The organism is Nitrosomonas sp. HPC101 (genome assembly GCF_009833125.1).
In the GTDB taxonomy this organism is placed as follows: Bacteria; Pseudomonadota; Gammaproteobacteria; order Burkholderiales; family Nitrosomonadaceae; genus Nitrosomonas.
Genome location: NZ_QRCC01000004.1, coordinates 137,706 through 160,432 on the forward strand (window position 1 = coordinate 137,706; position 22,727 = coordinate 160,432).

A 22,727-nucleotide genomic window follows, 5' to 3' on the forward strand; every position below is an offset into this window, starting at 1 on the left:
TTTTGGGTTTTTAGAGGCAGCACGCTGAAATGTGAGCATGCTGTGTTTGATTGTGGATCCTGTTACACTCATAATGAGACTCGTTTGTATTTATGTTTCTGGTAGCCAGGATGAATTCTTTCACAATCGCAGATACAGGTTGCTTGGGTGTACTGGTAATTTGTGGATCACCTGAGTGCTCATTGAGGCCCATGACAAAACATTCCACAGGTTCTCCAGAGTGCGGGGTATATGTCATTTTGGCCTTTGCCAGTTACCTGGGAGAGTTTTATGTCCAGTTGTTTTTTTCGGTGGCTACGACTTACACCAGGAGCGTGGGACAGCTGATCGTCACTTGAACAGCCCCGTCATTTTTTATCAATCTTTGAGGAGTTTTTATGATCAAGAACTTGTTTCGAAGTGCCGTTCTGATTGCATCCGTTGCCTTTGCTGCTGGATCAGCTACCGCTGCGGATTGCGAGGTTACCGTCGAGGCCAACGATGCGATGCAGTACAGCACATCTGAAATCACTATCGATCAAAGCTGCCAGGAATTTACGGTGCATCTTAAGCATGTTGGAAAACTCCCTGTGGCGTCCATGGGGCATAACTGGGTATTGAGCAAGGCTGCTGATGTCGAAGCCATCAGTAAGGATGCGATTGCAGCAGGCGCGAGCAACGGCTATCTCAAAGCCGATGATCCGAGGGTGATTGCACATACCAAAATGTTAGGGGGTGGTGAGGAAGATTCAGTGACTTTTGAGACCAGCAAGCTGACAAGCGGTGAAAGTTACGAGTTCTTCTGTTCTTTCCCCGGACATCACATGATGATGAAGGGACATCTCAAGCTCTGAGTCCTGTCGTGAGAGCGCGCCCGGCGGTTTTTGCCGGCGCGCGTTCGCTTTATTCCATGATATGAATCCACATCAATTATTCCAAACTGAGTGGCAATGTATCCGTAGGATGCGGTGAGTTGCTGAGGAGGCACGCATGCCACATTCTGCCTGATTATCAGGGCTTCTGTGAAACAGAACAGAGATGGGGAACAGATGTACCAGTCATTCATGACTGGTACAGACTTTTACGTCTGAACGGGCTGATAAACGTCTGTCGGTGAACGTTTTGCTGTCGTCAGCGCATATTTTGACGATCCTGATAGAACACACCTTGTGCAGTTTTCGCAGAGGTTGTTTCATCTACAGACAAATCAATTCGGCCGATTAAAGGTAATTTAATGGCAAATGGATCCGGTCTGATTCCAAAAGTCAATCCAAGTATATTAATTTCAAAACCTTCCACATCACTGACAATAATTCCGAACAGACCGAGTACAGACAGCTGCCAGCCACTTCCACTGGGTGCCGTGGCTGTCATACTTTCTCCCAGATAATCTTTGCCGATGGCTGTCGGTGGCAGATCCAGACCGATTTCCGGCACGGCTCGGGATAACCATGCAGTAAACGTATTCGAATTTGGACCTGGCCAGACTGTATACTCTTTTGAATAAGGGTAAGTTTGTGCCGCTTTGTCAATACGTTTGATCAGTTCATCTATACCTTCTCCCCGCTTTTCCACAAGTAGCATCGGCGCGTTGCCAAACCAGCGCCTGTCTGGCGCCTGGTCATGAATTGCAACAACTGAACCGCCCCAGCGGGCATACCATCCAGCGACTTCATATACTGTAAATGATTCAGCGTGAGCAGGTTTGACAGCAAACCATGTATGTACACCAAAAATTCCCCGCCAGCTGTAGGCACGTGCGGCATATACCTGAATAATCGCTTCCGGTGTTTCAGCCGGGTCGGGCGCAAGGCCCATTTGTGCACGACTTGCTGTTCTCCAATCAGAACTTCCAAAATGACAGCTTGCCACAATAGTGAGAAGGGCAATAACAATTGCATAATTACCAATTTTGACAGACATTACTTGTCCAAAATAAATTCCGAGGCTGGATTATCTGCTGGGATAGGGGAATCGTGTATTGCCAGATGTCTTCATTTCGACCGGGGGAGATTCAATACAAGAGCAATGTCATTATCGATGGCAAGGTCGTGGATGTCAAAGTACGCGTCAGATACGTTTATGCTCGGTGCGTAAAAAAGCCCACCAAATTGAGTGGGCTTTTTTAGACAAGGTGCCTGATTTCCGGTTACAACAGTGGAATGATCAGTAACGCTACGATATTGATAATTTTGATTAACGGATTAATAGCCGGGCCAGCGGTATCTTTGTAGGGATCACCAACTGTATCACCTGTTACTGCGGCCTTATGAGCATCGCTGCCTTTGCCGCCGTAATTTCCGTCCTCGATATATTTTTTGGCGTTGTCCCATGCTCCGCCACCGGCAGTCATGGAGATCGCAAGGAACAGACCTGTAACGATTGAGCCCATCAATACACCGCCCAAAGCTTGTGGGCCGAGGAAAATTCCGACTAGCACCGGTATCAGTACGGGCAGCAGGGATGGGATGATCATTTCGCGGATTGCCGCCTTAGTCAGCATATCGACTGCACGGGAGTAATCAGGTTTGCTCGTACCCTCCATGATTCCCGGAATTTCCTTGAATTGGCGGCGTACTTCAAGAACAACAGCGCCAGCTGCGCGCCCCACCGCTTCCATTGACATTGCGCCAAACAGGAAAGGTACCATCCCGCCGATAAACAGCCCGATAATTACCAGGTGATTGGATAAATCAAAGGTAAGCAGTTTGTCAGCATGTTCCAGTCCGTGAGTGTAGTCGGCGAACAGCACCAGAGCGGCCAGGCCAGCTGAACCAATCGCGTAACCCTTGGTAACAGCCTTGGTCGTGTTGCCTACCGCATCCAGCGGATCGGTAATAGCGCGCACGGACTCAGGCATACCTGCCATTTCAGCGATACCACCAGCATTGTCAGTGATTGGGCCATAGGCATCCAGTGCAACGATAATTCCGGTCATGGATAACATGGCGGTGGCAGCAATCGCGATCCCATAAAGACCGGCAAGTGAGTAGGCAATCATGATACTTGCACAGACTGCCAGCACAGGGGCTGCAGTAGCGCGCATGCCCACTCCAAGTCCTGCGATGATGTTGGTGGCATGCCCGGTGGTGGAAGCCTTGGCGATATGCTGTACCGGTGGGTATTCAGTAGAAGTGTAATACTCGGTGATGATAACCAGCAGACCGGTTAAGACCAGGCCGACTGTTGTGCTGGCAAACAGACGCAAGGCCAGCTCACCCCCACCGACTTCGACACCATCCAGTGATAGGGTAGCTCCCCCCATAAACCATACGGTAATGGGCAGATAGGCGAAGAAAGCGATGCCACCGGCAACGGCCAGTCCGCGATACAGGGCGTTCATGATTTTGCCGCCTTCACGCATCTTGACAAAATAGCAGCCGATGATTGATGCAATGATGGATGCTGCGCCCAGTGCAAGCGGATAAACCACTGCATTGCCTGTTTCGGTCTGAAACAGTAGCGCGCCCAGCAGCATGGTCGCAATGATGGTGACCGCGTAGGTTTCAAACAGATCAGCTGCCATTCCGGCACAATCTCCCACGTTATCGCCTACGTTGTCTGCAATGACTGCAGGATTGCGTGGATCGTCCTCAGGAATTCCAGCTTCAACTTTACCCACCAGGTCGGCACCGACGTCGGCACCTTTGGTGAAAATGCCACCCCCCAGCCGTGCGAAAATCGAAATCAGCGAACCGCCAAAGGCGAAACCAACCAGCGGGTGGATGAGATTGCTGATATTGCTGCTTTCATCTGCGCCACTGAGCAGCAGGGCGGTATAGCTTGCCACACCAAGCAGACCGAGCCCCACAACCAGCATTCCGGTTACGGCGCCGCCGCGAAATGCAATGGCGAGTGCCTCATTCAGACCGCTGCGTGCGGCTTCGGCTGTCCGGACATTGGACTGAACGGAGACGTTCATGCCCATGAAACCGGCCAAGCCGGACAGTATAGCGCCCAGCGCAAAGCCAATGGCTGTATTCCAGGAAAGAGTCAGGCCGATAATCAGGAATAAAACCGTACCCACCATGCCAATTGTCAGGTATTGCCGCTTGAGATAGGCCGACGCACCTTCCTGTATGGCGGCTGCAATTTCCTGCATACGTGAATCGCCCGCGGATTGTGCATAAATACGCCGAATCCACAGGCCACTAAAAATCAGGGCAAGTATCGCGCTGCAGATTGCAATCGTTAAACCGTGTGCCATAAAGAACTCCAGTTAAAATCAGACCACCCTAATATATATACGGAGCCAGGCCTGACGGCCCCGCATCAATCCACAATCAAAATCGTGAACAGCTTGAGCATATATAGCTTAAATACATATTTTATATGCTCTTGCTGTCAAAAAACAAAACAGATTAAATTTTGAACTCAGCCAGTTTTTTCGCTACCGCGACATTTTTCAGCCTAACATAATCAGGTAATCCGTTTTTATACGGTGGATAATCTTCTCCTTCGATTAACGGGCTGAGATATTCGCGGCATTTATCGGTAATGCCGAAACCATCTTCACTAATAAAATCGGCAGGCATCATCTTTTCCACATTAGCGACTCTGGAAAGCTCGACCATACCGACTTTCCAGGTATAGGGTGAGCTGGAGAGACGTTCGATGGTAGGCATAACGGAATTATGTCCGGCCAGCGCATATTCCACGGCAGCCTTGCCCATGGCGTAGGCTTGTTCCACGTCTGTTCTGGAAGCAATATGCCGCGCTGCACGTTGCAGATAATCAGCGACACCCCAGTGGTATTTCATCCCCAAACCATTTTTGACGATATTTGCGATTACCGGAGCCACTCCGCCTAGTTGCGCGTGCCCAAAGGCATCGCGTAATCCCTGGTCAGACAGAAACTTGCCGTCAGTGCCTTTTACGCCTTCTGATACCACTACTGTGCAATAGCCGTATTCTTTGACGTAACGATCTGTTTTGGCCAAAAATTTTTCTTCATCAAACGTGATTTCCGGGAACAGGATGATAATTGGAACCTCAAGTCCTTTACTGGAAGCCAGACCGCCTGCAGCTGCAATCCATCCGGCATGGCGGCCCATCACTTCCAGAATGAATACCTTGGTTGATGTTTTGGACATGCTGGCGACATCAAAGCTGGCTTCCAGCATGGAGACAGCCACGTATTTGGCAACCGAGCCGAACCCCGGGCAACAATCCGTGACAGGCAGATCGTTGTCAACTGTCTTGGGTACATGAATCGCCTGGATCGGATAACCGAGTGTGTCGGCCAGTTGTGAAACCTTCAGGCAGGTATCGGCCGAATCACCACCGCCGTTATAGAAGAAATAGCCGATATTATGGGTTTTGAATACTTCAATCAGGCGTTCATATTCTCGTCGGTTGTCTTCCAGACTTTTCAGTTTATAGCGACAGGAGCCGAATGCCCCGGATGGTGTGTGGCGTAATGCCTGGATTGCTTCAGAGGATTCCGCACTGGTGTCGATCAGATCTTCAGTGAGAGCGCCAATAATGCCATTACGGCCGGCGTAGACGTTTCCGATTTTATCCGGGTGCGCGCGTGCTGTTTCCAGCACACCTGCCGCCGAAGCATTAATTACAGCTGTTACACCGCCAGATTGGGCATAAAATGCATTTTTTATAGTCATACTCCACTCCTGGTTGATCAAAACCTGTTTCTCATCCGCATACCATATTAAATAAGTGTCAACTGGCAGTGGCTCCTGAAAACCGGCTGCCTGATCAGGTCGTTACAGTCTGCTCGTCATTTGCTTTAATCATCTCCAGTGAATGATCGGGACGGGGAGCGCTAGGGAGTGCTTATCCTGCCTGCTTAAGCGCTGCAATAATGTTCTCCTGTATGGTTTCCACGTTACCAGTTCCGGCGATTTTGACGTAATCTGGCGCATTGGAATCGCTGCTGTTTGACCATTCGAGGTAGTATCCAACCAATGGCTGGGTCTGGTCATGATAAACCTGCAGACGCTTGCGTACGGTTTCTTCCCGGTCATCATCACGCAGAACCAGTACTTCGCCGGTCACATCATCTCGATCAGTGACTGCTGGCGGATTAAATTCGATATGGTAAATCCGGCCTGAGGATGGATGTACACGACGTCCTGATAAACGTTTTATGATCTCAGTATCAGGGACATCGATTTCGATGACGTAGTCTATATGCACATTGGCTGTTTTAAGTGCATCGGCCTGGGGGATGGTGCGAGGAAAACCATCGAACAAAAAACCGTTGGCACAATCAGGTTCCTCAATTCGGTTACGTACCAGATCAATGATAATTTTGTCCGGCACCAGCCCGCCGGATTCCATGATTTTTTTTGCCATTATGCCCAGCTCGGTCCCTGCTTTTACAGCACTACGGAGTATATCGCCGGTAGAAATTTGTGGAATTGAGAAATGCTTGCGGATGAAGCCTGCCTGAGTGCCTTTGCCCGCACCTGGTGCGCCCAGTAATATGATACGAATGATTGGCCTCCTTTGTTTTTATCAGGGGTTAACTTGACCGTTCTGAAGCAGTATGTGCCATAAAATGTCTCGTGAGTAATCGAGATCGACATTCCCTTCTGTAGATTTTGACGTGAATTATATCTCAGGCCGGCCAGTGGCTTGAAGTTTTTGGAGATATTGGACGTGCTGGCATAATGGCTGCCACCGGGCGGCGCTTTTTTGCAGATTGAATATGCGATAATTTCAGCTATCTTTTTTGAGGATAACTATGGACGAAAACAAAAACAAGGCACTTGCGGCTGCACTTGCTCAGATTGAAAAGCAATATGGTAAGGGTTCAATCATGCGGTTGGGTGACAGTGATGTGGCCAAGGACATCCAAGTGGTATCTACGGGTTCGCTGAGCCTGGATATTGCACTGGGTGTGGGAGGGTTGCCGCGCGGGCGCATTATCGAGATTTACGGCCCGGAATCTTCGGGTAAAACTACTTTGACACTGCAGGTCATAGCAGAAATGCAGAAGCTGGGCGGGACCGCTGCTTTTATTGATGCGGAACATGCTCTGGATCCACAGTATGCTCAAAAAATCGGCGTTAATGTGCAGGAGTTGCTGATCTCCCAGCCGGATAATGGTGAACAGGCACTGGAAATTACCGATATGCTGGTTCGATCTGGATCGGTTGATATTGTTGTAGTTGATTCGGTTGCGGCACTGACGCCCCGCGCTGAAATAGAAGGAGAGATGGGCGAACCTCAGATGGGATTGCAGGCAAGATTAATGTCACAAGCTTTGCGCAAGCTGACCGCCAATATCAAGCGTACCAATACTATGGTGATTTTCATCAATCAAATACGCATGAAGATCGGGGTGATGTTTGGTAATCCCGAAACGACTACAGGCGGTAATGCGTTGAAATTTTATGCTTCTGTACGCCTTGATATTCGGCGTACCGGGTCAATCAAACGTGGTGAGGAAATAGTCGGTAACGAGACTCGTGTCAAAGTTGTCAAGAACAAAGTTGCTCCACCCTTCAAACAGGCGGATTTTGATATTTTGTATGGCGAGGGTATTTCACGTGAGAGTGAGATTATCGAGCTGGGTGTGTTGCATAAGCTGATTGAAAAAGCAGGTGCCTGGTATTCCTGTAATGGGGAAAAAATCGGACAGGGCAGGGATAATGTGCGTGATTACCTGAAAGAACACAAGGAACTTGCGCGCGAGATTGAGCAGAAAATCCGTGCCGCTGTCGGGCTTGCTGAGCGGGATAATCGGGTTGTTCCCTTATCAGCCGGTGAATAAAGATGAGTTTATATGCGCGTGCTTTGAGCTATCTCGCGCGACGGGAGTATTCACGGCAAGAGCTGGAAAAGAAATTGTCACGTCATGAGCATACGCTCAGTGAACTGAAAAATGTTCTTGACAGACTTGAACAACAAAAACTGCTGTCGGACGAAAGAGCTGCCGAGCAGCTCCTGCACGCACGTCGTCGTAAATATGGAAGCAGGCGGATACGCTATGAGCTGCGGATGAAGGGAATTGCCGATCATCTGGTTGACGCCGCCATGAAAGATTTCGAGCAAACAGAATTTTCCAGTGCGCAAGCGCTTTGGGGCAAAAAATTTGGTGTTGTTCCCTCTACTCCGGAAGAGCGAGGAAGGCAGATTCGTTATCTGGCAGGAAAAGGGTTTCCTTCCGAAGTAATAAGCAAAGTCTTGTCCGATACCCGGGAAGCGGAAAACTGAATCATGCGTTTTTTGTGGGGTCCTTCTAACACCAGGTTACGTAGGATGAAGTGCAAGGCACGGGGTGTGTCGGTAATGGGAAATCGCAAATGAGCAGACAAGGGAGTGAGCGTTATGCAATCTGAAAAACCAATTTCTGGAAATGTTCTGTTGAATGGGTTTATTCCATATAACAGTTACATAAAATATTGATATGAAAAGCAGCGAGATCAGACAGAAATTTCTTGATTTCTTTGAAGCATACGGGCATGTCGTTGTGCCATCCAGCCCGTTGGTGCCTGGAAATGATCCTACCTTATTGTTTACCAATGCGGGTATGGTGCAATTTAAGGATGTGTTTCTTGGCCAGGACAAGCGTTCTTACGTTCGTGCCGTCAGTGCTCAGCGTTGTGTACGCGCTGGTGGCAAGCATAATGACCTGGAGAATGTGGGTTATACCGCGCGCCATCATACCTTTTTTGAAATGCTCGGTAATTTCAGTTTTGGAGACTATTTCAAGCGTAACGCTATTTTATTTGCCTGGGAGTTTCTGACTGGCTCACTGAATATTCCCAAGGACAGGTTGTGGGCAACCGTGTATGCGGAGGATGATGAAGCGGCGGATATCTGGCTGAATGAAGTGGGAATTACTCCTTCCAGGATGGTTCGTATCGCGACATCAGATAATTTTTGGCAGATGGGAGATACAGGGCCTTGTGGCCCCTGTTCTGAAATTTTTTATGATCATGGTCCGGAAATAGCAGGGGGGCCACCCGGATCGGAGGATGCGGACGGTGATCGTTACGTTGAAATCTGGAATCTGGTATTCATGCAATATAACCGTGATGCCAGCGGAGAATTGCATTCATTGCCCAAGCCATCGGTGGATACCGGTATGGGGCTGGAGCGTATTGCAGCGGTTATGCAACAGGTGCATAGTAACTATGAAATTGATCTGTTTCGCTACCTGATTGAAGCAGCTGCCAGAGTGACCGGTGAACAGGATCTGTCAAACAATTCGTTGAAGGTTATTGCAGATCATATCCGAGCCTGTGCTTTCCTGATTGCAGATGGGGTGATTCCGGATAATGAAGGGCGCGGTTACGTATTACGGCGCATTCTGCGTCGTGCCATTCGGCATGGATACCGGCTGGGGCAGAAACAGCCATTTTTTTATTTGCTGGTGGATGATCTGGCTGATGTCATGGGGCAGGCCTATCCGGAATTAATGGCTGCCAGAAAGCATGTGGCCGGTGTTATCAGACAGGAAGAGGAGCGTTTTGCCGAAACGCTGGATAATGGCATGGAAGTGCTGGAAGCTGCATTATCGCGGGAAAGCGATACGCTTTCGGGTGATATTGTTTTTCGTCTGTACGATACCTTTGGTTTTCCGGTTGATCTGACAGCAGATATTGTTCGTGAACGCGGCATTGGAATTGATCTGGCCGGATTTGAAGTATGTATGGCACAACAACGGGATCGTGCACGTGCCAGTGGCAAATTCACCATGCAGACAGGCCTTGAATATATCGGATTGCCCACCGAGTTTTGCGGCTATGAAACACTGCAGCACGAAGCCCATATTCTGGCGTTGTACAAGGGAGGTAGTCGTGCGGATTTCATAGAAGCCGGTGAGGAAGCTGTGGTTGTATTGGATCAGACTCCCTTTTATGCAGAATCGGGCGGTCAGGCCGGCGACAGTGGAGAGCTTTTGTCGGGAGGAGGCACTTTCACCGTAAAAGATACTCGTAAAATTCAGGCCAAGGTGTTCGGCCATACAGGCGTACTGACCAGTGGTCGGCTGGTGACAGGTGACCAGGTGATCGCCAGGGTCGATCCGATTGCCCGGATCAATACTGCCTATAATCATTCCGCAACACATTTGCTGCATGCTGCATTGCGCCAGGTGCTGGGCAAGCATGTCACGCAAAAAGGATCGCTGGTGGATGCTGACAGATTGCGCTTCGATTTTTCTCATAACAGTGCGATGCAGGCAAACGAGATTGACCAGGTTGAAAATCTCGTGAATGCACAAATACGTAAGAACCATGAAGTTGCAACACGCTCGATGGCCTATGATGAAGCTGTCAAACAGGGCGCCATGGCATTGTTCGGTGAAAAATATGGCGATACGGTACGCGTTGTATCAATGGGTGATTTTTCAACCGAGCTGTGTGGCGGAACGCATGTGGGCTACAGTGGTGATATCGGTTTCTTCCGGATTGTCGCGGAATCTGGCGTGGCGGCAGGCATTCGCCGGATTGAAGCACTGACGGGTGAGGCTGCCCTGGCGTATACACAGCAGCAGGAGCAACAGTTACAACAGGTTTCCGATGTGCTCAAGGCAGCACCACACGAAGCTGCTTTGAAGTTATCCCAGATGCTGGATCATATCAGGCAGATGGAGAAGGAGATCGTCACCTTACGGTCGAAACTTGCCAGCATGCAAAGCGCTTCCCTGGTTGAACAGGTGCAGGAAATCAAAGGTGTTCGGGTGCTGGCAACTGCGCTGGAAAATGTAAATATCAGGACGCTGCGTGAAACGCTGGATAATTTCAAGAGCCGGTTGAAGCCTTGTGTTGTTGTGCTGGGGACGATCGAAGGCAATAAAGTAATGCTCATTACCGGTGTGACAGATGATTTGACAAAAAAACTCAAAGCAGGTGACCTGATCAATTTCGTTGCGCAACAGGTGGGTGGAAAAGGCGGTGGGCGTGCAGATATGGCACAAGCCGGTGGCACACTGCCGGAAAAGCTGCCGCAAGCACTGGCCAGTGTGGCGGATTGGGTGGAGCGCAATCTTTAACAAGTACCAAAACTATTCTGACATTTTTCTTATTTAATTATGACAACAACCAGACATTGCAAATTACTCATTCTCGGCTCCGGCCCTGCCGGCTATACAGCGGCTGTTTATGCTGCCCGTGCCAATCTTGATCCCGTGGTGATCACGGGAATGGCACAAGGCGGCCAGCTCATGACGACAACCGATGTGGACAACTGGCCGGCTGATGCAGCAGGTGTGCAGGGACCGGAGCTGATGGAACGTTTTCAGAAACACGCTGAGCGTTTCCAGACTGAGATCATATTTGATCACATTCATACCGCCCGTTTGACGAAAAAGCCGTTTGAACTGATTGGTGATCAGGGTACTTATACCTGTGATGCCCTGATCATTGCGACCGGTGCTTCTGCTAAATATCTTGGGCTGCCCTCTGAGGAAGCATTTATGGGGAAAGGTGTTTCGGCTTGCGCGACGTGTGACGGGTTTTTCTATAAAAATCAGGATGTCGCCGTAATTGGGGGAGGAAATACCGCCGTGGAGGAAGCGCTCTATCTGTCGAATATTGCCCGGAAGGTCACCGTGGTACATCGGCGCGATAAATTCCGTTCAGAAAAGATCATGATCGATAAGCTGATGGAGAAGGTGCAAAGCGGCAAGATCGAACTGGCACTTGATCATGTTCTGGAAGAGGTGAAAGGCGATGACAGTGGCGTTACCGGAGCGCGCATTCGTCATGTCCGCAACGATGCAATCCGTGATTTGGATTTGCAGGGTGTGTTCATTGCAATCGGGCATCATCCCAATACCGATCTGTTTCAGGGGCAGCTGGAAATGAAAAATGGTTACATCGTTACGCAGAGCGGAAACGAGGGCAATGCAACGGCGACCAGTATCCCGGGTGCATTCGCGGCTGGCGATGTACAGGATTATATTTACCGTCAGGCAGTTACCAGTGCCGCCAGTGGTTGTATGGCTGCATTGGACGCAGAAAGATATCTTGAAACACTTACCTGAGTGTTATGAATTTTATGTCCGCGCCTTTACGTGTGGAAGAGGATAGCCAGCCGCTCGGCCAGGAGATCAGCAATGATGATGTTGCCTTGTTCCGTGAGGCTGTGCAAGGTGTCAGCCCCCTCGTCAAGACCGGGAGGAAAGTGACACTTTCTCAATCAAAACGCCGGCTGTTTATTCAACCTCATGCACCAATCCTGTCTTGTGTTGACTATGACTTGTCCGGCGGTCATCAGCAGGAGATAGGAGAGGGTGATGAATGGTCGTTTACCCGTCCTGGTCTGCAGCGATATACCCTGAGAAAGTTGCGGCGTGGATATTGGTCTGTTCAGGATGAACTTGATCTGCATGGATTCAATCGGGCTGAGGCGTATCGGATATTGGTGACATTTCTGGATACGGCTATTTCGCAGGGATATCGCTGTGTACGCATTATTCATGGCAGAGGGCTCAGTTCAAAGAACCGCAAACCGGTACTAAAAATCCTGACGGGCAGCTGGCTGATGCGCCATGATGATGTGCTCGCTTTTTGTCAGGCACTGCCTGAACATGGGGGAAGTGGAGCTGTATTGATTCTTCTGAAAAATGCGGATAAGCCTGGAAATCGCAGTTGATTGCTTACCAACTTCTGGAAGCTGGATGGATAGTGAGCCTGCTGCCCGCACATGCTAACTTGGCAGATGAACTGCTGCGAACCCGACTGCGCCCAGATACGTTATCTGGCTGTGTTGTTCTTTGTTGCAGGGAATAACCATGCTGTACTTCATCGCGCTTTGCCAGGTGGTGCGCCTAACATGTGGAAATTCTTACATTTTATTTCTTAACAAAAACAGTGTCAGCAACGTGCTCAATACGTGATACCAAGGTTGAGATTAGCGGCATCCCTACTTGGAAACAAAGAACAAATGTCGCTTATTATGAGACCTGATATGGGCGAGCTGGTTTCTTTGCTGCAAGAAGCTGAAAAAGCTTCTTATCAATCCTTCAATGAACAGGTCATATGAGAACTCTTACCAGAGAAATACAGGCGCATCTGTCGCCTGAGCAAGCGATACAACTGCTGAAAGATGGCAATCAGCGCTTTATAGGCAATCTGAAGCTGGGGCGGAATTTGCTGCAGCAAGTGAATGAAACATGCGAAGGACAATTTCCGTTTGCTGTGATTCTGAGCTGTATCGATTCGCGTACTTCGGCCGAATTGATATTTGACCAGGGATTGGGCGATATTTTTAGTTGCAGAATAGCCGGTAATATTCTGAATGAAGATATCCTTGGAAGTATGGAGTTTGCTTGCCACATTGCAGGTTCAAAAGTCATCATGATACTGGGACATAGTAAATGCGGCGCTGTCAAAGGTGCATGTCATGGCGTTAAATTGGGTAATCTGACAGCTTTGCTGGATAAGTTGAGTCCTGCCATAAATACTGCATTATCAGAGAAAGTCGGCGCTGATACGTCGGATCCAGCATTTATGAAGGAGGTTGGGCGTTTGAATGTGCACCATGTCATGAATGAAATACCTAAACGCAGCCAGATTCTCGCGAAGATGTTGGCTAATAATGAAATTGCCTTGATTGGTGGTATGTATGATGTGGATACAGGAGGAGTTACGTTTTATGATAGGTAAGATTTTTGCGGCCAGATGACCTTTGTAGCCGGTTTTCTTTAGAGACCCGGCTTGGTCAGTTGAAAGTTCTGTGTCACCATGATTTCCGTGAGATCAGCCTGTATGGAGCTGGTTTGCTCAGGAATATTGCTCAAAAAATTGAGGGTTTATTTGAGCATGTTATTTAGAGCAGGATGTTTGTAATGAGGGCGGCGGCTGCCTTGGCGTCTGCCATAGCCTGCATAAACTGGTAGCGTTTGCTGCAAGATCATTCCAGAGTGGACTTGGCGTTTTCTATTGCCAGCAGAGAGCATTCGGTGGCTTGTGTTGTTTTGTTGGCAACATAGGCCAAGCTATTATTCATCTTTATGGGTTGTATCTGTTTGTCAGAAGAGAGGCAAAGCTCAGGCGTGTACGGTCATATTCTGGAGGATCCTGTTTAGCTTCTCATCCAGCGTAACAGCTGTAAAAGGTTTGACGATGTACCCGTTTGCTCCAGCTTGAGCAGCGGCAATAATGTTTTCCTTTTTTGATTCGGTAGTGACCATCAGCACAGGAATGTCTTTCAGTGCATTATCTGCACGGATATTTTGCAGCATGGTTAGTCCATCCATGTTAGGCATGTTCCAGTCCGAGATGATGAAATCGAAGCTACTGTCACGTAATTTTTTCAAAGCCATAGCGCCATCTTCAGCTTCTTCGACGTTATTAAAACCAAGATCCTTGAGCAGATTGCGAATAATTCTGCGCATTGTTGAGAAATCATCCACTACCAGAAATCTAAGATTTTTATCTGTCATTGCATTATCCCCTTAAGTAACTTTGCCTTGTGCCCAGGTGTTTGTAATTGTTTGCTGTGAAAGAATCAAGGCATTATTCTCTCTGCGGAATAAATAATCCGATTTTCACAAATCAAACGCGTGCTTATCCGTTTTATTTATCGAGTTCAGAATTTTGCTTTCCAATAAACGGTCTGGCAGGAAAATACTTGAGTAAGTTTTTAATCTGAATCCCGGCCTGGGTGCGCCTGATCAAAGTGGAGAAGGCCGGTGTTTACGCGGACTCTGAGATGGTCAGAAGTGATCAACTGCCGGATTCAGGTTCAATGGTAACGCTGTAAAATTTTTATTTGATAACAATCATTTGTATAAACTGGATTGTGATCACCAGGATTATTGTTGCCTTGTTTATCTGGTAGCTAGAAGTATTGATTCTGGGTCAGTCCGTTTGATCAAATAGTTGCGGTATTACGGTGTGAGTATTCAAGTGCCACAAGATCAGATGCTTCGTTCAGCAAAAATTGCTTGAATACGCTTGATATTTTGGAGAGACGCTTGTTTTTCTGATGTACGACATTCCAATGTCGTATGATTGGAAAGCCCTGTATATCAAGAATTTCTAGACGTTTGGCTTCAATTTCCAGTCTGATGGTATGTAATGACATGATTCCCAATCCCATTCCAGCCTGGATAGCTTGTTTGATGGCTTCTGCTGTATCTGCTTCCATTCCCTTATGAATATCGACTTTTTCGCGGGCAAAAAAACGTTCCATTGCGTTTCTTGTGCCGGAGCCGGGTTCCCTGACAAGAAAAATTTCTTGTTCCAGTCGCTTGACCGGGATCTGCTTCTGATTGCAGAGTGGATGTCCTGGTGGAGAAATAATGACAAGCGGGTTTTCCATGAATGATTCTGAAGTAATATCCAATCCCTCCGGTGGTTGTCCCATGATTGCCAGATCCATCATGTTATCTGCCAGTTGCCTGAGAACGCTTTCACGGTTGGAAACATGCAGACTAATGGTAATGCCGGGATAACGTTGACAAAACTTGGCCAGAAGATTCGGAACAAAGTAATTAGCGGTGCTGACAACTGATATGCTTAGCTTTCCTCGTTCCAGTCCTTTGAGTTCATCGAGCGCCAACTCCATATCGACCAGTTGCTGCGTGATACTGCGGCTGTAATGAAAAAGCTCCTTGCCTGCTTCTGTCAAATGAACACGCCTGCCAATTTGCTCGAATAGCGGTAGCGCAACCATTTCTTCCAGTCGTTTGATTTGAATAGAAACGGCCGGCTGGGTTAAATGAAGCTCTTCGGCTGCGTGTGTGAAGTTCAGGAGACGTGCTACTGATTCAAAAATCTTAAGCTGGTGGAATGTGATGTGTAGCATGGTTTATTGACGCGTCATTATTTTCTTGTATAAAGAAAACTATATTGTAACGATTACAATTATTAATTTTAACTTATGATTTGTGTCGTGATATAGTCTTTTTCGCAGTTTAGATTAATTTCATTAACGCTGTACATCCATGTGGTTTCAAGTAATGGATGAATTTTACAAGGAGATTGTAGAAATGGCTGTTAAAAAATACGATGCTGGTGTTAAAGAGTATCGATCAACCTATTGGGAGCCAGATTACAACGTGCAAGACACGGATATTCTAGCTTGTTTTAAAATTGTTCCTCAGCCGGGAGTCGATAGAGAAGAAGCGGCTGCTGCTGTAGCTGCTGAATCTTCAACCGGAACGTGGACGACAGTATGGACTGACCTTTTGACGGATCTGGATTATTACAAAGGTCGTGCATACAAGATTGAAGACGTGCCGGGAGATGATAGTAGTTTTTATGCATTTATTGCATATCCGATTGATCTGTTTGAAGAGGGATCAGTTGTTAACGTACTCACTTCACTGACGGGTAATGTATTTGGATTTAAAGCTGTCAGATCGCTGCGTCTGGAAGACGTTCGTTTCCCGATAGCTTATGTGAAAACCTGTGGCGGCCCACCTCATGGCATTCAGGTTGAACGTGACTTGCTCAACAAATATGGTCGTCCGTATCTGGGCTGTACCATTAAGCCAAAACTGGGTTTGTCAGCTAAAAACTATGGCCGTGCTGTGTATGAATGTCTGCGTGGTGGTCTGGACTTTACTAAAGATGATGAAAACGTCAATAGCCAGCCATTCATGAGATGGCGTCAACGTTTTGACTTTGTGATGGAAGCTATTCACAAAGCTGAGCGTGAAACAGGCGAACGTAAAGGTCACTACCTGAACGTAACCGCACCAACCCCGGAAGAAATGTACAAACGTGCTGAGCACGCCAAAGAGCTTGGTGCGCCAATCATCATGCACGACTACATTGCCGGCGGTTTCTGTGCAAACTCGGGTCTGGCTAACTGGTGTCGGGACAATGGCATTCTGCTGCATATTCACCGCGCGATGCACGCTGTGATTGACCGTAATCCGCATCATGGTATCCACTTCCGTGTTCTGGCAAAATTGCTGCGTCTGTCGGGTGGTGACCATCTTCACTCCGGTACAGTGGTTGGGAAGTTGGAAGGTGACCGTGAAGCAACACTGGGCTGGATCGACATTATGCGCGATAAGTTCATTAAAGAAGACCGTGCTCGCGGCATCATGTTTGACCAGGATTGGGGTTCCATGCCCGGCGTAATACCTGTTGCTTCTGGCGGTATCCACGTTTGGCACATGCCTGCGCTGGTAACCATTTTTGGTGATGATTCATGTCTCCAGTTTGGTGGTGGTACATTAGGTCACCCATGGGGCGCTGCTGCCGGCGCTGCTGCTAACCGTGTTGCAGTTGAAGCATGTGTTGAAGCACGTAACCGCGGTGTGGCAATTGAAAAAGAAGGAAAAACGATCCTGACTGAAGCCGCTAAAAACAGTCCGGAACTCAAAATTGCCATGGAAACATGGAAAGAAATCAAATTTGAGTTCGATACAGTGGATAAGCTGGATGTAGCTCACAGATAATTTAGTAACCCTCTTCGTGCATCACGCATCAAGTGTGCACGAGGAATGCGATCACTCACATGGAGTTAAATGTATGTCAGAAGTAATTGATTATAAAAGCCGTTTGTCTGATCCGGCGAGTCGTAAGTTTGGTACATTTTCCTATCTGCCGGCGATGGATAAGGAGCAAGTCAGAAAACAGGCTGAATATATTGTAAGCAAGGGCTGGAATCCGGCTATTGAGCATACTGAGCCTGAGTTTCTAATGAGTAATTATTGGTATATGTGGAAGTTGCCAATGTTTGGAGAGACTGATGTAGAACGTGTTCTCGCCGAAGCAGAAGCTTGTCATAAAGCCAACCCAAATAATCATGTGCGTTTAATGGGTTATAACAACTTTAATCAAAGTCAGGGTGCAGCGATGGTGGTTTATCGCGGTAAAACGGTCTGATAATCAATCTGAGTACGCAGTAAGGGTTTCTGGATAGCAAACCCTCCGTTGCTGCAAGGTAGCGGAGGGTTTTTTTGTTTAATGACTGAATTACGTTTTCAATGCTGGAGAAGAAATGAGCGACGTTATCAAACAGTATCTTGTTAAAAATGAGCCATATTACCGCCCGGTCGCGGATGAAGTGGCACTGTACGAAGCGGCCTATTCTGTTCGCATGCCTATGATGCTGAAAGGCCCTACTGGATGTGGGAAAACCCGTTTTGTCGAATATATGGCGTGGAAACTGGGAAAACCACTGATTACCGTAGCATGTAACGAAGACATGACGGCATCGGATCTCGTTGGTCGATTTCTGCTTGATGCTCAGGGCACTCGTTGGCAGGATGGCCCGCTGACAGCCGCAGCACGTTATGGTGCAATTTGTTATCTGGACGAGGTGGTTGAAGCGCGGCAGGACACCACAGTTGTTATTCATCCACTGACGGACAATCGCAGGGTGTTGCCGTTGGAAAAGAAAGGGGAGCTGGTGAGCGCACACCCTGATTTTCAGTTGGTGATTTCTTACAATCCGGGTTACCAGAGCCTGATGAAAGATTTAAAACAATCAACTAAGCAGCGTTTTGGTGCGCTGGATTTCAATTATCCGGAACATGATATTGAAACTGAAATTGTTGCGCATGAAACTAAGGTGGATATTGCTACAGCTGGAAAACTGGTTTCAATTGCTGAGCGTGCACGTAACCTTAAAGGGCATGGTCTGGATGAAGGAATATCCACCCGCATGCTGATTTATGCCGGAAATCTGATTGCGAAGGGTGTTGATATTCATGCAGCCTGTCGGATGGCTCTGGTACGCCCGATTACCGACGATCCGGATATGCGCGATGCACTGGATGCTGCAGTAACAACTTTCTTTTAAAAAATTGAATTTTTCCGGAAGTAATTTTTTCAGGACAGATCATGAGTATAAATCTGACAGATTACAGTGAAGAATTGGAATCACTACAGTTTGAATCCAGAGCTTTACTGGAGAAAAACTGGCGCGACGCAACAAAAGACCTCTCTCCGAGGGGAATCGACAATTATCTGAAGGGTGCTTCTGCTTTACAGGCGCTTGGACGTGGTCGTTCCCTGGTTGATGTCTGGATCAATGAAATTCCCAAGGTGGTCCGGGAAGTGGGGGATGATGTAATCAGTGAGCTGGCGACTGCCTGTCTGAAACTTTCATCCAAAACATCAGGGTCTGTCGTAGAGCTGATTATCGCAACATCTTCTATCGCAGCTGGCAGGTTGGGTGACGCGGATCTATTCCGCAATTACTTACAGTTTTTAAATACATTTATCGCGCAAGCACCTCGTGGTATTCGTCCTATGCTGGACAATTTGGATGTTCTGTTCAATCAGCTTACGCTGGGAGGTTTGCGGCGCTGGGCATTGTGGGGCGCGCATGCTCATCGGACGGATTACGAGGCACAGCTCCAGTATTTCAGTCTTGGTTCTAAAGAGTCGCAAGCTGTACTGAAGAAAGAGCGAAAAGGTACATTATTCGTTGATGTGCAGCGACGTATTAATATTTATCTGCGTGCACTCTGGGCGCGTGATTTCTATATGCGTCCGACTTCAGGAGATTTTGAAAACCGGGAAGGTTACCGTCCGTTTATCGATGATTACATTATTCATTTGCCTGATGCTTTTGATGCATATGGCGATGTTTCCGCAGTTGAGGTGTATCGGGCAGCCGCTGCTCACTCAGCCGCACATCTGGTGGAAACGAAAAAACCGATTTCTGCGGAATCTCTGAACCCGCTGCAGATGGCAGTTATTGCTGTTATTGAAGATGCACGAGTGGAGGCGCTATCCATTCGCCGTTTTCCCGGGTTGCGTCAGACCTGGTCAGCACTGCATACAGCAACGCCTGCGATGGAAACAACCATTGGAGATTATCTGAACCGTCTCGCTCACGCGCTGCTTGATCCGGATTATCCGGATATGGATGAATGGGTTGTTCAGGGACGCCTGTTGTTTGCCAGAGCACAAGATAATCTGGAAGATAACCAGATAAGCTGGGATATTGGTGTGCAACTTGCGCATGAGCTGATGAGTAAAAGAATTCCATTTAATCCCAGAACCGATATTCTATCAGCGCCTTATCGTGACGATAACCGCTACTTCTGGGAGTTTGAGGAGTTTGATTTCGAACGTTCAATTGCTGCCGGATATGGTGCACCGAAGCAGGTTCGCAGACGAGTCAGTTTGATGGAATTCATTAATGAAACAGAATGCGAATTTGCTGGTGATGATGCCAACGAAGTATGGATACTGGATTCTGAACTTTTTCCCTATGAAGATAATGGTATTTCCTATAACACCATGTGGGGCAAGGAACAGATTGCTTCACCTCATTATTATTCCGAGTGGGATTACAAGATTCAGCTGGAACGACCTGAATGGTCAACGATTCAGGAAAAGCGTGCGGAGTTGGGAGACATCCAGATTATTGATGATATTGCTGCGCAGTACAAAAAGGAAATTCAGCGGATCAAATTTCTGTTTGACGCTATGCAACCACAAGGTGTACAGAGAATGCGCAAACTGGAAGACGGTGATGAAATTGATATTAATGCCGCCGTTTCTTCACTGATCGATATTCGCATGGGACAGTTCCCTGATCCGCGTGTCATGATGCGTTCGGTGCGTAAAGTCAGAGATATCTCGGTGCTGGTATTGCTGGATCTGTCTGAATCTACCAATAATATGGTCAATGGCCAGGAATTCTCGGTGCTGGATCTGACCCGGCAGGCGACTGTTCTGTTAGCAGATGCAATCCATCGGATCGGTGATCCGTTCGCAATACACGGTTTCTGCTCCGATGGCCGGCATGATGTGGAATATTTCCGTTTTAAGGATTTTGATCAACCGTATAGCGAAATTCCGAAAATGCGACTGGCTGGTATGACCGGGCAGCTTTCTACACGCATGGGAGCGGCGATACGCCATGCGAGTTATTATCTTAAGCTGCAGGCATCTGCGAAGAAGCTGTTGTTAGTCATTACTGATGGGGAGCCGGCGGATGTAGATGTACGGGATCCGCAGTATTTGCGCTTTGATACGAAAAAGGCGGTAGAGGAAGCGGGGCGATCGGGAATTATGACCTACTGTATGAGCCTGGATCCCAGCGCAGACCAGTATGTTTCCAGGATTTTTGGTATGCGTAACTATATGGTGGTGGATCGGGTTGAGCGTTTGCCGGAAAAACTACCTTTGCTTTACGCTGGTCTGACACGCTAAATTTATGTACTGAATCTTTATGGAAGATAAAACTTATTCTGGAATAGATCAGGACGCTGATGGGGGATTGACTCCGCTTGGGCGTATGGTGATTGACGCATGGTTGTTTGACATACTGCCTGAAAGTGAAACTTGTGCGGGATGGAGTATGGAACGGATGCAGGTGCTCTATGAAGAAGTTTACGTTGCGTGGGAGCCTTACTCGCATCTTCCCAGTCTCTTGCCGCCAGAATTGCAGCAGCGACATTCTGCTTTATATGAAAAGAGAATCGTTATTGCAAGAAATAGCGGCTGGGATACAGATCTTAGTGATGAATCCTGACAGTTATGCTGGTGCACTGTTCCAGACTTGAACAGCAGCGTCTTGTTGAAAGGATCTCGAGAGTGCTGGGTATTGCGTGATTTTTGTTGCCTGGGAACGATTCTATAAATATCTGAATGGTGGTTGTGTGGTTGAAAGCTGCTGATAAACAGTATGACTTTCATTATTCATACCCACGCCGATTGTCTGTGTAGCTGTTTCCTGTGGTTAAATTCAACCTTTTCCTTCGCGAGCATCTCGGAGCTAACGTTACGATTACTATGGTTTGTAGTTAAACGCTCAGCAAATGAATTCTGGTTTATCCTCTCCCGACAACATGAATGCATAGATTTGAAGAAATATACTTCACTGTATATGTCTCCAATTTGTCATCAGGAATGATCTGCAGATGTTTTTGGTCGGAATTTGATTACTTTTGCTGGATTGTGAGGGGCCTGCTTTGCCATCATTGCGTACAGGGCGAGCGGAAACTCTCTTTGCAGGCGGCGCATAATTGCTGCTTGATCTTCTTGATAATAAACCGCCTCGTATTCGATGGGCTGATCAAGTGATTCACGTGCATGTGAATGGAAATTCTGCCAGGCGATATCTACCCAGCATTTGCGCTGGCCATCGACAAATACAAATTCCTCGTGATCGATGATGGCCAGATATTGCATGCTTCGGATAGGGATGAACAAGCTTTTTGCGCCACAGCGAGCGAACAATTGAATAGCCAGATTGTAGGTGGTCGCTGGTAATGTCCGTTTTTCCCGTTTAACTTCAGGGTCGCGATAACAAGTAATTTCCATTTTTAATATCCTTAATTAAGTAGTTTGATAATCGTCATCCAAGTAATTTGGAGAATAATGACAATTCTTCAGCGGATATCGTGGAATATTCTGAATATACCGGGAAAAAGTGGCCTTTGTCTTCAATGGGCCGCTGACAGACATCCGCGCTTGCTGCTCGAGTTTTAATTTTCTGTCTGCGTGTTTTAAGGAAACCGGAAATCCCGACAGTCAATACTCTTAATAATTGCCAGATCTTCAAAAATATTGTATCGCGATTTCAGATTGTTTTGGCGGGACTTACTTTGAGAAAGTCGTTTGAATGTGAACGCTAAATCTTATGCTGAGCGAATCATGTTTTATGGATGTTTCAGTTTCTGCCAGATAGCCGAAGCACCCATTTTAACCTGTAAATTCAGTATGCTGCGGTGTTTGTAGCATCGATGCTGTGCCGCCGGCAGGCACAAGTTGTGATTTTCAAGCCGGGCTTCCGGATTATTTGGTCGGGGTGAGAGGATTTGAACCTCCGGATATTGTTTATTAAACAAACACTTATTTGCCATTGATGACCATATCCATACCAAACATTTTGAGAGCTTTACT

19 protein-coding genes are annotated in these 22,727 nt (G+C 47.6%); 12 read left to right on the forward strand and 7 right to left on the reverse strand.

The window, feature by feature from the left end; all coding sequences use genetic code 11:
- Window positions 1-377: 377 nt before the first annotated feature.
- Window positions 378-833, forward strand: coding sequence for an azurin (gene azu / locus ABO04_RS04080; protein ID WP_160809414.1), 456 nt, complete (start codon window positions 378-380; stop codon window positions 831-833).
- A gap of 277 nt (window positions 834-1,110) precedes the next feature.
- Here azu and ABO04_RS04085 read toward each other — a convergent pair whose 3' ends face one another.
- The 4 genes from ABO04_RS04085 to adk all read right to left on the reverse strand — a co-directional run bounded on the left by ABO04_RS04085 (window position 1,111) and on the right by adk (window position 6,435).
- Complete coding sequence (locus ABO04_RS04085; RefSeq protein WP_240141407.1) at window positions 1,111-1,902, reverse strand: DUF3750 domain-containing protein; 792 nt, start codon at window positions 1,900-1,902, stop codon at window positions 1,111-1,113.
- Between the two features lie 226 nt (window positions 1,903-2,128).
- Window positions 2,129-4,186, reverse strand: coding sequence for a sodium-translocating pyrophosphatase (locus ABO04_RS04090; RefSeq protein WP_160809415.1), 2,058 nt, complete (start codon window positions 4,184-4,186; stop codon window positions 2,129-2,131).
- A 154-nt stretch (window positions 4,187-4,340) separates the two neighbouring features.
- Window positions 4,341-5,600: a 6-phosphofructokinase gene (locus tag ABO04_RS04095; protein WP_160809416.1), complete on the reverse strand. Its 1,260-nt coding sequence runs from the start codon at window positions 5,598-5,600 to the stop codon at window positions 4,341-4,343.
- A 172-nt stretch (window positions 5,601-5,772) separates the two neighbouring features.
- Window positions 5,773-6,435: an adenylate kinase gene (gene adk, locus ABO04_RS04100; RefSeq protein ID WP_160809441.1), complete on the reverse strand. Its 663-nt coding sequence runs from the start codon at window positions 6,433-6,435 to the stop codon at window positions 5,773-5,775.
- Between the two features lie 250 nt (window positions 6,436-6,685).
- Here adk and recA point away from each other — a divergent pair, with 250 nt between their 5' ends.
- The 6 genes from recA (at window position 6,686) to ABO04_RS04130 (ending at window position 13,562) form a co-directional block, all read left to right on the forward strand.
- On the forward strand, window positions 6,686-7,717 hold the full coding sequence (gene recA / locus ABO04_RS04105) for a recombinase RecA (RefSeq protein WP_160809417.1): 1,032 nt from the start codon (window positions 6,686-6,688) through the stop codon (window positions 7,715-7,717).
- Between the two features lie 2 nt (window positions 7,718-7,719).
- Complete coding sequence (gene recX, locus ABO04_RS04110; RefSeq protein WP_160809418.1) at window positions 7,720-8,160, forward strand: recombination regulator RecX; 441 nt, start codon at window positions 7,720-7,722, stop codon at window positions 8,158-8,160.
- Window positions 8,161-8,353: 193 nt separating this feature from the next.
- Window positions 8,354-10,945, forward strand: coding sequence for an alanine--tRNA ligase (gene alaS, locus ABO04_RS04115; RefSeq protein ID WP_160809419.1), 2,592 nt, complete (start codon window positions 8,354-8,356; stop codon window positions 10,943-10,945).
- 39 nt (window positions 10,946-10,984) lie between these two features.
- The gene (gene trxB, locus ABO04_RS04120; protein WP_160809420.1) at window positions 10,985-11,938 is read left to right on the forward strand and encodes a thioredoxin-disulfide reductase; all 954 of its coding nucleotides are present in this window, start codon (window positions 10,985-10,987) and stop codon (window positions 11,936-11,938) included.
- Window positions 11,939-11,952: 14 nt separating this feature from the next.
- The gene (locus ABO04_RS04125; protein ID WP_160809421.1) at window positions 11,953-12,549 is read left to right on the forward strand and encodes a Smr/MutS family protein; all 597 of its coding nucleotides are present in this window, start codon (window positions 11,953-11,955) and stop codon (window positions 12,547-12,549) included.
- 386 nt (window positions 12,550-12,935) lie between these two features.
- Complete coding sequence (locus ABO04_RS04130; RefSeq protein ID WP_160809422.1) at window positions 12,936-13,562, forward strand: carbonic anhydrase family protein; 627 nt, start codon at window positions 12,936-12,938, stop codon at window positions 13,560-13,562.
- Window positions 13,563-13,945: 383 nt separating this feature from the next.
- Here ABO04_RS04130 and cheY read toward each other — a convergent pair whose 3' ends face one another.
- Window positions 13,946-14,341, reverse strand: coding sequence for a chemotaxis response regulator CheY (gene cheY / locus ABO04_RS04135; RefSeq protein WP_160809423.1), 396 nt, complete (start codon window positions 14,339-14,341; stop codon window positions 13,946-13,948).
- A 431-nt stretch (window positions 14,342-14,772) separates the two neighbouring features.
- Complete coding sequence (locus ABO04_RS04140) at window positions 14,773-15,708, reverse strand: LysR family transcriptional regulator (RefSeq protein ID WP_160809424.1); 936 nt, start codon at window positions 15,706-15,708, stop codon at window positions 14,773-14,775.
- 184 nt (window positions 15,709-15,892) lie between these two features.
- Between ABO04_RS04140 and ABO04_RS04145 the strand changes: the two genes are divergently transcribed.
- The 5 genes from ABO04_RS04145 to ABO04_RS04165 all read left to right on the forward strand — a co-directional run bounded on the left by ABO04_RS04145 (window position 15,893) and on the right by ABO04_RS04165 (window position 21,354).
- Complete coding sequence (locus tag ABO04_RS04145; protein ID WP_160809425.1) at window positions 15,893-17,314, forward strand: form I ribulose bisphosphate carboxylase large subunit; 1,422 nt, start codon at window positions 15,893-15,895, stop codon at window positions 17,312-17,314.
- Window positions 17,315-17,387: 73 nt separating this feature from the next.
- Window positions 17,388-17,744 (forward strand): ribulose bisphosphate carboxylase small subunit, encoded by a 357-nt coding sequence (locus ABO04_RS04150; RefSeq protein ID WP_160809426.1) that lies wholly within the window; start codon window positions 17,388-17,390, stop codon window positions 17,742-17,744.
- A 115-nt stretch (window positions 17,745-17,859) separates the two neighbouring features.
- Window positions 17,860-18,663, forward strand: a complete 804-nt coding sequence (locus tag ABO04_RS04155) for a CbbQ/NirQ/NorQ/GpvN family protein (protein ID WP_160809427.1) — start codon at window positions 17,860-17,862, stop codon at window positions 18,661-18,663.
- A gap of 41 nt (window positions 18,664-18,704) precedes the next feature.
- Complete coding sequence (locus ABO04_RS04160) at window positions 18,705-21,032, forward strand: nitric oxide reductase activation protein NorD (protein ID WP_160809428.1); 2,328 nt, start codon at window positions 18,705-18,707, stop codon at window positions 21,030-21,032.
- 19 nt (window positions 21,033-21,051) lie between these two features.
- Window positions 21,052-21,354: a hypothetical protein gene (locus ABO04_RS04165; RefSeq protein ID WP_160809429.1), complete on the forward strand. Its 303-nt coding sequence runs from the start codon at window positions 21,052-21,054 to the stop codon at window positions 21,352-21,354.
- Window positions 21,355-21,725: 371 nt separating this feature from the next.
- On the opposite strand, the gene ABO04_RS04170 is transcribed toward ABO04_RS04165, so the two are convergent.
- Entirely contained in the window at window positions 21,726-22,145 is a 420-nt protein-coding gene (locus tag ABO04_RS04170) for a hypothetical protein (protein WP_160809430.1), read from the reverse strand.
- Between the last annotated feature and the right edge of the window lie 582 nt (window positions 22,146-22,727).